Origin of the sequence: Nonomuraea sp. NPDC049758 (assembly GCF_040674635.1) — a bacterium.
In the GTDB taxonomy this organism is placed as follows: domain Bacteria; phylum Actinomycetota; class Actinomycetes; order Streptosporangiales; family Streptosporangiaceae; genus Nonomuraea.
Map to the genome: position 1 here is coordinate 140,326 of NZ_JBFAMZ010000014.1, position 10,703 is coordinate 151,028.

Genomic DNA, 10,703 nt, shown 5'->3' on the forward strand with positions numbered 1-10,703 from the left:
ACCGCCGGCCCGGCCTGTTCGATGATGCGTCTGAGTTCCGTTCCGTCTTTCTTCAAGGAGCGCGCATGGGATTGAACCTCCGGCTGGTCGTTCCCCTGGTCTACGCCGCCGCGGTGGTCGTGGCCTTCCTGATCGGCAAGACGGTCGGCTCGGTGGTCGTCATCGCCGGCGCCGTCCTCGTGGCCCTGTTCTTCGTGCTGTCCGGCCGGTCACGTCAGCGCGAATAGGGCCCCCCACGGGTCGCGCACGATCGTCGCCCGGGGATGCCCGGGGGCGGTCGTGGCGCCCAGCCGGGCCGCCGCCGCGGCGGTCGCGGCGCGGTCGGCGGTCGCGAAGAACGTCATCCACTGCGGCCGCGCCCCCGTCCCCTCGCGGACCTCGGGCGCGACGCCGAGCAGGTCCCGGTAGAACGCGGCCCCGGCCGACCACAGCTCGTGGGCGCACCACGTGCCCGGCTCGCCGGCCAGCACGATCCCGGCCGGCCGGTGCCCCTCCCAGAAACCGACGGCCGCCCCCGCCGGGTCGGTCGCGAACAGCACGCGCCCGTCCTGGCCGGCCGCCATCGGGCCGAAGACGACGCCGCCGCCCAGCTCCTTCACCCGTACGGCCACGGCGTCCGCGTCCGGGGCCGCCAGGTAGGTGTTCCAGGAGGCGGGCAGGCCCGGCGGCACCCGGCCGAAACCGGCCACCACCTGACCGCCCAGCTCGACGAAGGAGTAGCCGCCCTCCTCGCGGAAGGTCCAGCCGAACAGCTCCCCGTAGAAGGCCCGCGCGCCGGCCGGGTCGAGCGCCCCGTAGTCCACCCAGCACGGCTCCCCCGGCTCATAGTGCTCGTGAATCGGCACGCCCGGCCTCCTCATCCGCATCGTCCGTTTCGTGCGCGTCCAGGGCCGACAGCCGCAGGTGCGCGGCGACGAGCGGCGCCACGACCTCGGGCCGCTCGATCAGGCACAGGTGCCCAGCGCCGGGGACGGTGACCGTACGGCACCGGGGGACCGACTCGCGCAGCAGCGCCGCGCCGGCCCGGAACGTCGGCATGTCCCGGTCGCCCACGACGACCAGCGTGCGCGCCCGGATGCCGCGCAGGTCCTCCACCGTGTGGACGTGCCTGCTCAGCCCGTGCATCGCGCCGTCGCGCAGCTCCCGCCACGAGTGCCCGGCCACGATCGCCCGCAGCCTGGCCCGCAGCTCGGGATGGTCCTCGGTGCCGCGGAAGATGTCCGGCGGCGAGGACATCCACAGGTCGGCGAGCTGCTCGCCGTCCGCGCCCATCCGGGCCAGCCCGGCCAGCGCCCGGTAACGCTCGGCGGTGCCCGGCTCGGGAGGCGCGCCGGCGATGGTCGCGGAGCCGACGATCAGCCCGCGCACGTCATCGGGATGGTCGACGGCCAGCTGCAGCGCGATCATCGAGCCGATCGACTCGGCCACCACCAGCGTGGCCGACTCCGCCCTGGCCAGCGCGGCCAGCTCGGCCGCCAGCGCGGGCAGCGACGTGCCCGGCCGCAGCGGCCCGGACCGCCCGTGCCCCGGCAGGTCCACGCCGACGTGCCGCCAGCCGGGCAGCAGGTTCCACAGCGGCTCCCACACCGAGGCGTCCATCGTGTAGCCGTGGATCCACAACACGGCCCGGCCCTCGCCGGTCGAGCGCATGTACAGGCTCATGAGGACGCTCCGGCGGGGACGGGGGCGAAGCCCTGGCAGAAGCGGCGGAAGGCGATGACCGGGGTGTCGCCGGCGTCCAGCCGCTGCGGGGCGCCGGTGTCCAGGTGGTCCCAGACGACGCAGTCCTGGTCGAAGGCGTAGCGGGCGCCGTGCACGAGCGCGGGCAGCGAGTCGCGCTGGTCCGGCCGCACGCCGATGGCCACCCGTCCCACGCAGCCCGTCCCGTCCGGCACCGCGCCGGTGACGATGGTGTACGGCGCCGACTCCGTGCCCAGCTCGGTCACCACGAGGTGCGGGCTGTAGGCGCGGGCCACGAACCGGGAGGCGAAGTCGAGCCGCCGCTCCCGCTCCCACGGCGGCGCCTTGGTCCGGAACTCGCCCTCGATGACCAGCTCGTCGTGCCCGCCCATGCTGACCCGCATGCCGCGCACCGAGGGCACCAGATGGACGGTGCTGAAGTGCTGGGCGTCGAAGGCGTTCTCGACGACGTACTCGGCCGGGACCGTCACCGGCTGGTTCACCGCCGCCACGATCACCAGGTCCTCGGCCGCCTGCTTGATCGCCTGCTCGAAGCCGCGGTCGTCGCCGGGGTCGCCGGACAGCCGGGCGAACAGCGCCGCCCCGGCCCGCAGCGTCCGCAGCTCGCCCACCGACCAGCGGCGGCCGGACCCGCCCAGCGAGACGCGCTTGCCGTGGAAGGGGCAGATCACGCAGTCGCCGTCCAGCTTGCCGCCGTAGGCCAGATGGGCGCCCCGGTGAGGGCAGGTGGCCTCGAACACCCGGATCCGCTCGCCGTCGCGCACGGCCATCAGGCGCGCGCCGCCCAGCCGCAGCGGGGTGATCCCCGGGCCGATCTCGTCGTCGAGGGCGAGCAGGAACCACCCGCCGTGCAGCTCCCCGTTACCGGCCGTCATCTCTCCAGCGCCCCAATCACCTCTGTGGCCGCGCGCTCCCCGCTGGCCATCGCCATGTGCGCCATGGGCGGGCCGGACAGGCCGACGGTGGCCTCCCCGGCGAAGAAGACCGTCCCGCCCAGCGGTTCGGCCCAGGCCGGGGACGCCCACAACGTCCCCACGCCCGGGTAGGTGTACGCGCCGCCCGCCCACGGGTCGGCGCCCCAGTCGGACACCACCACCTCCGGCTTCAGCCCCCGCGTCCACGGCAGGGCGCCGGCCAGCAGCGCGGCCAGGCCGCCCGGCTCGGCCCACGCGCTCCGGGCCGCCGCCGCGGCCCGTCCCTTGGCCATCACCAGCACCTCGGGCCGCCCGGCGGTCGTGCTGACGAACCCCAGACGGCCGCCGGCGTCGAAGACCACGACGGACTCGGGGGCGGCCACGGGATAGGCGGCCAGCCCGCACCAGGCGTCGCCGGGCCGCAGCTCGTAGGCCGCCGCCTGCTTGCGCACCGGCAGGTCGTCCAGCACGAGCCGGCCCTCGGCAACCACCGGCGGCGGCACGGTCACCACGGCGGCGGCGGCGCTCTCCACCCGCCCCGCGGCGGTCAGCGCCCGCACCCGGCCCGGCGTCCAGGCCAGGCGGACGACCGCGTCGCCGAGCCGCACCCGCAGCCCCTCGGCCAGCCGCGCGGGCAGCCGGTCGAAACCGCCGGGCAGCGCGAACTCGCCCCGCCCCGACCGGTCGGCCCGGCGCAGCGCGGCCAGCGCGGGCGCGCTCAGCGCCTCCGGCTCGGCCGCCCAGTTCTGCCTGAACCACTCCGCCGCCGGCTCCAGGGCCTGCGGGCACTGCGCCGTCTCCTCCTTGAGCCACGTCGCGACCGGCACGTCCCAGGGGCTCGCCCCCGCCAGGCGGCGCAGCGACTCCCGGGCCGCGCCCGACGTCAGCCGCTCCTCCAGCAGCGGCGGCGTGGGCCGCAGCGCGGTCAGCGGGCGCGGCCCGCCGGGCAGCAGCACCCGGGCCGCGCGCCGCGGCACCGGCACGGGCGCCTCCAGGCCGGGCAGCGCCGCGATCGGGTTGCGGTCGCCGTGGATGACCTGCGCGCCCAGCTCCAGCAGGGTCGGCCGGTGGGTGCGGATCCGGCCGCCCACCCGCTCCCTGGCCTCCAGCACCGTGACCGCCAGCCCGGCGGCGGCCAGCCGCGCGGCCGCCGCCAGCCCGCTCACCCCGGCGCCGATCACGACGACGTCAAGCTCTGCCACCGGCACATCCTCTGTAGTAGTTTGTCCTCGGCCTGATCACGAGGAGACGCCATGACGGCACCCCGCACGCTGCCCGGCCACCTTGCGCACCCGTTCTCTCCTCGCGGGCGGCTCGACCCGTATCCGGCGTACCGCTGGCTGCGCGAGCACGATCCCGTGCACTTCGACGTCACCTCGCGCATGTGGCTGCTGACCGCGCACGCCGACTGCGCGCTCGCGCTGCGCGACTTGCGCTTCTCGGCCGCGCTCGGGCAGCGGGAGCGGGTCAGGGACGACGAGCTGCCGCCGTCGATGCTGACCACCGATCCCCCCGAGCACCAGCGCCTGCGCTCGCCCGGCGCGCTGCTGATGGGCCCGGCCGCGATCCGCGGCATCGCCGGCGACATCGAGGCCGGCATCGGCGCGGTGCTCGACGGGCTGGCCGGCCGGGAGGAGATCGAGGCCACCGCCGACCTCGGCGAGCCGCTGGCCACCGGCGTGCTGGCCAGGCTGTTCGGCCTTCCGGCCGCCGACGTGCCGGCCTTCGCCGGGCTGGCCGCCCGCGTGTCGGTCAACCTCGACCCGCTGGCCGGGCCGCAGGCCGCCGCGGCCGGGCGGGCCGCGATGGGCGAGCTCACCCGCTTCCTCGGCGAGCGCGCCGACGCCGCCGCCGAGGCCGCAGGGAACGGGCCGGGCGGCTCGCCGTTCGGGCGGCTGGCCGCCGACGACCGGCTGACCAGGGCCGAGATGCTCGGCATCGCCGCGCTCACGGTCGTCGGCGGATGGAAGCCGCTGGCCGAGATGGTGGGCAACGCCCTCCACTGGCTGCTGCCGCGCGACGAGGCCGCCGGCCTGATCAGGGACGGCGGCCCGCAGGTGGCCGAGGCGGCCGTCGACGAGCTGCTGCGGCTGGAGTCGCCGATCCCGTTCACCGCCCGGGTGACCACCGAGGCGGTCCCGCTGGACGGCGGCCTGGTCCCGGCGGGGGCGAGGGTGCTGGCCCTGGTCGGGGCGGCCAACCGCGATCCGGCGGTGTTCGACCGGCCCGACGAGCTGCTGGTCACCCGGTCGCCCAACCCCCACCTGGCCTTCGGCGCGGGCACCCATCTCTGCCTGGGCGCGCCGCTGGTCAGGCAGGCCGGCGGGCTGCTGCTGAGCGGGCTGCTGGAGCGGTATCCCGGGCTGCGCCGCACGGGGAAGCCGCCCGCCTGGGCGCCGGGCCTGGTGCCCAGGAGGCTGACCGGCTTCACCCTCGCCATCTGAGCCCCTTCCCCGGTCAGCGGACGTTGGCGCCGCGCCAGCGGAAGGTCAGCAGACTCAGCAGCAGCGCCGCCACGCACCAGCCGCCCAGCACCGCGGCGGTCCTGCCCAGCTCCCACGCGCCGGCGGGCTCCACCACCGCGAAGTCGGCCGGCAGGAACACCGAGCGCAGGCCCTGCGTCATCCACTTCAGCGGGAAGAACGCCGCCAGGCTCTGCATCCACGCCGGCAGCTCGCTGTAGGGGAAGAACACCCCGGAGATGAACTGCAGCACCAGGAACGGCAGCGTGACGATCGCCGCGGCCGAGCGGGCGTTGGGGATGATCGCGCTGAAGGCCACCGCCAGCAGCGAGCAGGACGTCGCCCCGAGCAGCAGCACCCAGGCGAAGGTCAGCCAGTGTCCGGCGTCCGGCGGCAGCGGCAGGCGGAACAGCGCGACGCCGACGCCCAGCAGGATCGCCGCCTCCAGCACCCCGGTCACCACCACCCGGACGATCTTGCCCACGAAGTACGCCGTCTTCGGCATCGGCGAGGAGGCCAGGCGGCGGATCATGCCGTTGTCCCGCTCGATCGCGATGTTGATGGCCAGGCCGTTGAAGCTGACGCTCATGATGCCGCAGGCGATGATCCCGGCCACGAACATCTGCTTGAAGTCGGTGTGCGTGCCGGGGACCGTGCCGGAGAAGATCGAGCCGAGCACCAGCAGCAGCACGATCGGCAGCAGCAGCGTGAAGAACAGCGACTGCCGGTTGCGGAAGAACGACTTCAGCTCCACCGACGAACGGGCCGCCGACGCCCGCCACAGCCCCGAGCCGCCGCCCGATGCGCGCACGGGACGGCCCTGCTCGGCCACGATCGCGTTCGAGCTGGTCATGCCTGGGCCCCCTGGTTCTCGCGGATCAACTTGAGGTAGACGTCCTCCAGCGTGGGCCGGTGGACGCGCAGGTCGGGCAGCTCGTCGGCGCCCGCGCGGGCGGCCCAGGGCAGCAGCGCGGCCAGGGCCCGCGTGGGCGTGTGGGTGAGCAGCGTGAGCGTGCCGCCGGGCACGCCGGGCGTGCAGGACGGGTCGAGCGCGGTGCCCGCGGGCAGGTCCGGCAGGTCGGCCGCGCTCAGCTCGGGGGTGAGGGTGAAGCTCACCGCGGCGGGCGTGTCGCGCCGTCCGCCCAGCTCGCTCACCGGCCCGGTCTCGACGATCCGGCCGGCCACGATCACGGCCGCGCGCTGCGCCAGCGCCTCCACCTCGTCGAGGTAGTGGGTGGTCAGCACGGTCGTCTTGCCCTGGTCGGCGAAGAAGCGGACCAGGTCCCACGCCTCCATCCGGGCCTCCGGGTCCAGCCCGGTGGTCGGCTCGTCGAGGAAGATCAGGTCGGGGTCGCCGACGACGCCGACGGCCACGTCCAGGCGGCGCAGCTGGCCGCCCGAGAGCGTCTGGGCCTGCTTGCGCTCCTTGGCGCCGAGGCCCACCATGTCGATCACCTGCGCCGCGGGCAGCGGCGCGGGGTAGAAGGCGGCGAAGTGCTCGACGACCTCGCGGACGGTCAGGTCCGCGTAGGCGCCCGTCGTCTGCGGCACGATGCCGAGCCGCGCCCGCCACTGCGGGGCGTCCTCGGCCGGGTCACGGCCGAGGACTCGCACGTCGCCGCCCGAACGCCTGCGCACGCCTTCGAGGATCTCGACCGTGGTCGTCTTGCCCGCGCCGTTGGGCCCGAGTAAGGCGAACACCTCTCCGGGACGAACGTCCAGGTCCACACCCTGCAGGATGAGAGCGGGACCGTACTGCTTGCGCAGCCCCCGTACGTGGATGGGGTTCGCCTGGTCGTCGGACATGATCTCCTCTACCTCCTCTTGGCGTGCGTGGCTCCCGGCGTCAGGTGCAGCAGCAGCAGGGGCAGCAGCAGCAGTTGACGTCGCCGGCCGCGATCGAGTCGAGGTCGCCCTCGCTCAGCTCGGCCATGTCGATCTGCGGCGTCTCGGGGATGTGGAACTCGAACGTCCCCGTCTCCAGCCCGCGCTCCCACAGCGAGACCTGCACGTCGAGGTTCGTGTCGTGGTGGCCGTCGGGAACATTGCGCACGAGGTTGATCTGGGCGCCCGCGGGAACCTCGAGGCCGGCCTCGGCCAGCGCCTCGCGGGGGTTGCTGTCCAGCTTCGCCGAGAATTCCTCGCTCGACCACGCGGTGATCAGGACTCGCGTGTAGGCGTTGACGAATTCGGTCCGCTCTCTGGGGTTCAGGGCCATTGCGTCCTCCTGGAGCTTTTCCCCTTCGGCGCGGTGCGCCGTCTCGGAACGGAGTCTTACACAGCCGAATTCGCAGTGCCTAGACTTAATTTCCGGGGCCCTGGATTAAGTATTGAGAGCCCTCTGCTTAAAAGGTACTCTGCAAATACGCCGACCGGAACAATACGAAGCGATATACGTATTCGATGGCCGGAAATGCGTATCGAGAATATTCGTCTGCGTAAGCCATCGGGAGAACCCATGTCCGGGACGTACGTATCCCCCCGGGTGCCGCCGGGACCCGCCGGAACCCAGAGCCTGAGGGCCATGCGCGACGCTCCGCTGGAGTTCGTCACCGCCATGGCGGCCCTCGGCGACGTCACCCGCCACGACGCCGACGGCGAGCCGGTCTACATGCTCAACCGCCCCGACCTGGCCAGGCACGTGCTGAAGGAGAACGGCGCCGCCTACACCAAGGAACGCACGCCGGACGACGACATGCTCCGCCCCCTGCTCGGCAACGGCCTGCTGACCAGCGACGGCGCCGAGTGGGCGGCCCAGCGCAGGATGTGCGCGCCCGCGTTCAGGCCCGCCGAGGTGGGCCGGTTCGACCGGGTCATCGTGGAGGCGGCCGAGAACCTGGTGACGCACTGGGCGGGCGGCCGGCCCGTACGCGTCGACCACGACCTGACCTCGCTCACCCTCACCGTGATCGTGAAGGCCATGCTGGGCACCGACATCGGCGTCGCGGGCGAGGGCTTCGGCCGCGCCGTGGACGCGGTCAACCGCTTCATCGGCCACTACGTACCCAGCGACGACCCCGACCCGGCCGACACGGCCGCCCGGCACGCCGGCTTCCTGCGCGCGCGGGCCTTCCTCGACCGGGTCACCAGGCTCATCATCGCCGCCCGCCGGGCCGGCGGCGCGGGCGACGACCTGCTCGGCGCGATGCTGGCCGAGGGGCACGCGATGTCCGACGCCGACCTGCGCGACCAGGTGCTGACCATCGTCATGGCCGGGCACGAGACCACCGCCAAGTCGCTGACCTGGACGCTCTACCTGCTCGACCGCAACCCGGAGGCGGCCGAGGCGGTGCACGCCGAGATCGACGAGGTGCTGGCCGGCCGCTCGCCCACGGCCGCCGACCTGCCCAGGCTGCGGCGCTGCCGGCAGGCCGTCCAGGAGGCCATGCGGCTCTACCCGCCGGTCTGGCTGATCTCGCGCCGCGGGACGGCCGACGACGTGCTGGACGGCTACGACGTACCGGCCGGGTCGCTGGTGTGCGTCAGCCCGTGGGTGCTGCACCGGGATCGGAGGTACTGGGAGCAGCCGGATGCGTACCGGCCGGAGAGGTTCGACCCCGACCGGGCTGCCCGGCTGCTCAGCCACCAGTACCTGCCCTTCGGCGGCGGCCCGCGCATCTGCGTCGGACGGCACTTCGCGCTGGTCGAGGCCACGCTCGTGCTCGCGGTGATCCTGCGCGGGCTGCGCATGGAGCTGGTGCCGGGCTTCCCCGTCGAGCCCGAGGCGCTGGTCACGCTGCGGCCCCGGCACGGCCTGATGATGACCCCGAGGCCCCGGTGAGCGCCCCGCTGAGTGCCCCGGTGAGTGCCCCGGTGAGTGCTCAGGCCGCGACCGGCTCCTACGACGCCGCCAACACCACCTGGGGAGGCGTGGCGGGCGAGCTGGCCCGGCTGGAGGCCCAGGCGGCGCTCTCCTTCGAGGAGGAGCTGCGCATCATGCGCGACCTCGGCCTGACCGGCCAGGGCCCGCTGCTGGAGCTCGGCGCCGGGTCCGGCGCGGTCACCCGCAGGCTGCGCGCCGCCGAGCCGGGGCTGCCGGTCATCGCGCTCGACGTGGACGCCGCCCTGCTGCGCAACGCGGGCGGCTGCGGCGCGCCGCTGGTCACCGCCGACGGCGCCCGGCTGCCGTTGCGTACCGGCAGCGTCGGCGGCGTACTGCTGCGGTACGTACTGCAGCACGTGGGCGATCCGGCGCCGATGCTGGCCGAGGCGCTGCGCGTGCTGCGTCCCGGCGGCCGGATCGTGGTCGTCGAGGTGGACAGCATGCTGTGGGGGCTGGCCGACCCGATGTACCCGGAGCTGGCCTCCGTGCACGCCACCATGGCGCAGGCCCAGCGCGGCGCCGGGGGAGACCGGCAGATCGGCAGGAAGCTCACCCGGCTGCTGCGCCGCGGCGGGTTCGCCGACGTGGTGCTGCGCCCGTTCGCCACCACCAACGACACCCACCCCACCGCGGCCTTCGCCCCGCACCTGGGGCCCGAACGCCTGGCGCCGCTCGTCGCCTCGGGCGCGCTGCCGATGGCGGGGCTGGCCCTGGCCGCCGACCGCTGGCGGCGTTTCCTGGCCGACCCGGACGCCTGGGTCATGCTGCTCGGCTTCGTCGTCGCCGGGACCGCACCGTACGGGCCGGCTCAGCACCCATCGGAAGGAAGCACGTCATGAGTCCGTTCTGGAAGATCTTCATCGCGATCTTCAGCTACATCAGCGCGATCGTGGGCCTCGGGCTGGCCGTCGTGAACGCCAGCGAGAAGCCGCCCGCGACCTCGCTGGCCATCGTGTACGGCGCCGCCGGCCTGCTGTTCCTGGCCGTGGGCGTGCTGCTCAGCCGCAGAGCCCGCTACTGAGGGCGGCCCGGGGCCCGGCCCTTCAGGAGGCCGGGTCGCAGGGGCGCACCTCGACGATGTCACCGGGCGCGTAGGGCATCTTGCGCGCCCACGACTCGGCCTCCTCGGCCGACTGGACCTCGATGACCCAGATGCCGCCGATCTGCTCCCGCCCGACCGCGTACGGCCCGTCGACGGCGGGCCCGTCGGGCCTGACCAGCTTGCCCTCCCGGGACCTGGTCAGCCCCGCGCCGTACTTGACCTTGACCCCCGCCATCGCCATCGCCCGGCCGAACTGGCGGTGCGCCTCGGCCATCCGCTCCCGCTCGCTCTCGCTGAAGGCGTCCCAGAGCATCTCGTCGCCGTGGATCAGCAGCACGAAGTCCATGAGTCGTCTACCTCCCTGTGGGTTCTGCCCCAAAGGCGTGGTGGGGCGCGGGCAGAGCCCCGGTTGGCACTATCGTGACATCCTTCCACGGTCGCAGCGCCGTAACTCGACCCGGTCGCCCGGCCCGGACGGCAGGCGCCCGGCCCACTCCAGCGCCGCCTCCTCCGACGGCAGGTCGAGGATCCACATGCCGCCCAGCTCCGGACGGCCGTCCTCGCGCGGCTCCCCCTCGGCCGCGTCCGGGCGGGCCAGCCGCGCGCCGAACAGCACCGTGACGCCGGCCTCCCGCAGCTCCCGCCCGAAGTCGAGGTAGGCGCCGAACAGCGCGGCGCGGTCCTGTTCGGACAGCTCGGCCCAGGCCCGTTCCGGCCCGTGGATCAGCAGCGCGAACTCCATGACGGCTCCTCCCGTGCGC

Annotated in this window: 14 protein-coding genes; 5 read left to right on the forward strand and 9 right to left on the reverse strand. The window is 74.3% G+C overall.

Translation table 11 applies throughout. The features are described from left to right. Positions 1 to 65 precede the first annotated feature (65 nt). Positions 66 to 227 (forward strand): hypothetical protein, encoded by a 162-nt coding sequence (locus tag AB0J46_RS32540; RefSeq protein ID WP_352329725.1) that lies wholly within the window; start codon positions 66 to 68, stop codon positions 225 to 227. On the opposite strand, the gene AB0J46_RS32545 is transcribed toward AB0J46_RS32540, so the two are convergent. From AB0J46_RS32545 to AB0J46_RS32560, 4 genes are read right to left on the reverse strand one after another with little or no spacing between them, the layout of a single operon-like run. Further along, positions 210 to 845, reverse strand: a complete 636-nt coding sequence (locus AB0J46_RS32545; protein ID WP_364338000.1) for a VOC family protein — start codon at positions 843 to 845, stop codon at positions 210 to 212. The two genes, AB0J46_RS32540 and AB0J46_RS32545, sit on opposite strands and share 18 nt — an antisense overlap. After that, positions 823 to 1,662 carry an alpha/beta hydrolase gene (locus tag AB0J46_RS32550; RefSeq protein WP_364338001.1) on the reverse strand — a complete coding sequence of 280 codons (840 nt, stop codon included), beginning with the start codon at positions 1,660 to 1,662 and terminating at the stop codon, positions 823 to 825. The genes AB0J46_RS32545 and AB0J46_RS32550 overlap by 23 nt, the downstream gene beginning before the upstream one ends. Continuing rightward, positions 1,659 to 2,576, reverse strand: a complete 918-nt coding sequence (locus AB0J46_RS32555) for a Rieske 2Fe-2S domain-containing protein (RefSeq protein ID WP_364338002.1) — start codon at positions 2,574 to 2,576, stop codon at positions 1,659 to 1,661. The genes AB0J46_RS32550 and AB0J46_RS32555 overlap by 4 nt, the downstream gene beginning before the upstream one ends. Further along, on the reverse strand, positions 2,573 to 3,817 hold the full coding sequence (locus AB0J46_RS32560; protein WP_364338003.1) for an FAD-dependent oxidoreductase: 1,245 nt from the start codon (positions 3,815 to 3,817) through the stop codon (positions 2,573 to 2,575). Before AB0J46_RS32560 ends, AB0J46_RS32555 begins: the two co-directional genes overlap by 4 nt. Positions 3,818 to 3,868: 51 nt before the next feature. Between AB0J46_RS32560 and AB0J46_RS32565 the strand changes: the two genes are divergently transcribed. Continuing rightward, positions 3,869 to 5,059 carry a cytochrome P450 gene (locus AB0J46_RS32565; protein ID WP_364338004.1) on the forward strand — a complete coding sequence of 397 codons (1,191 nt, stop codon included), beginning with the start codon at positions 3,869 to 3,871 and terminating at the stop codon, positions 5,057 to 5,059. Between the two features lie 13 nt (positions 5,060 to 5,072). Here AB0J46_RS32565 and AB0J46_RS32570 read toward each other — a convergent pair whose 3' ends face one another. From AB0J46_RS32570 to AB0J46_RS32580, 3 genes are read right to left on the reverse strand one after another with little or no spacing between them, the layout of a single operon-like run. Continuing rightward, on the reverse strand, positions 5,073 to 5,930 hold the full coding sequence (locus AB0J46_RS32570) for an ABC transporter permease (protein WP_364338005.1): 858 nt from the start codon (positions 5,928 to 5,930) through the stop codon (positions 5,073 to 5,075). Then, the gene (locus tag AB0J46_RS32575) at positions 5,927 to 6,883 is read right to left on the reverse strand and encodes an ABC transporter ATP-binding protein (protein WP_358285392.1); all 957 of its coding nucleotides are present in this window, start codon (positions 6,881 to 6,883) and stop codon (positions 5,927 to 5,929) included. Before AB0J46_RS32575 ends, AB0J46_RS32570 begins: the two co-directional genes overlap by 4 nt. 40 nt (positions 6,884 to 6,923) lie before the next feature. Further along, positions 6,924 to 7,295, reverse strand: coding sequence for a hypothetical protein (locus AB0J46_RS32580; RefSeq protein ID WP_358285393.1), 372 nt, complete (start codon positions 7,293 to 7,295; stop codon positions 6,924 to 6,926). Positions 7,296 to 7,601: 306 nt separating this feature from the next. On the opposite strand from AB0J46_RS32580, the gene AB0J46_RS32585 reads away from it, so the two are divergent. Genes AB0J46_RS32585 through AB0J46_RS32595 form a run of 3 tightly spaced genes read left to right on the forward strand, consistent with a single transcriptional unit; the run spans position 7,602 to position 9,921 of the window. Then, positions 7,602 to 8,858 (forward strand): cytochrome P450, encoded by a 1,257-nt coding sequence (locus AB0J46_RS32585; protein ID WP_364338006.1) that lies wholly within the window; start codon positions 7,602 to 7,604, stop codon positions 8,856 to 8,858. A 32-nt stretch (positions 8,859 to 8,890) separates the two neighbouring features. Then, positions 8,891 to 9,739, forward strand: a complete 849-nt coding sequence (locus AB0J46_RS32590; protein WP_352356827.1) for a methyltransferase domain-containing protein — start codon at positions 8,891 to 8,893, stop codon at positions 9,737 to 9,739. Next, positions 9,736 to 9,921: a hypothetical protein gene (locus AB0J46_RS32595; protein ID WP_189646391.1), complete on the forward strand. Its 186-nt coding sequence runs from the start codon at positions 9,736 to 9,738 to the stop codon at positions 9,919 to 9,921. Before AB0J46_RS32590 ends, AB0J46_RS32595 begins: the two co-directional genes overlap by 4 nt. Positions 9,922 to 9,943: 22 nt before the next feature. Here AB0J46_RS32595 and AB0J46_RS32600 read toward each other — a convergent pair whose 3' ends face one another. Together AB0J46_RS32600 and AB0J46_RS32605 are read right to left on the reverse strand one after the other, a co-directional pair. Further along, a complete protein-coding gene (locus tag AB0J46_RS32600) occupies positions 9,944 to 10,288 on the reverse strand; it encodes a YciI family protein (protein WP_352356825.1) in 345 nt (114 codons plus the stop codon). A gap of 69 nt (positions 10,289 to 10,357) precedes the next feature. Then, positions 10,358 to 10,684 (reverse strand): YciI family protein, encoded by a 327-nt coding sequence (locus tag AB0J46_RS32605; RefSeq protein ID WP_364338007.1) that lies wholly within the window; start codon positions 10,682 to 10,684, stop codon positions 10,358 to 10,360. Positions 10,685 to 10,703: the final 19 nt, after the last annotated feature.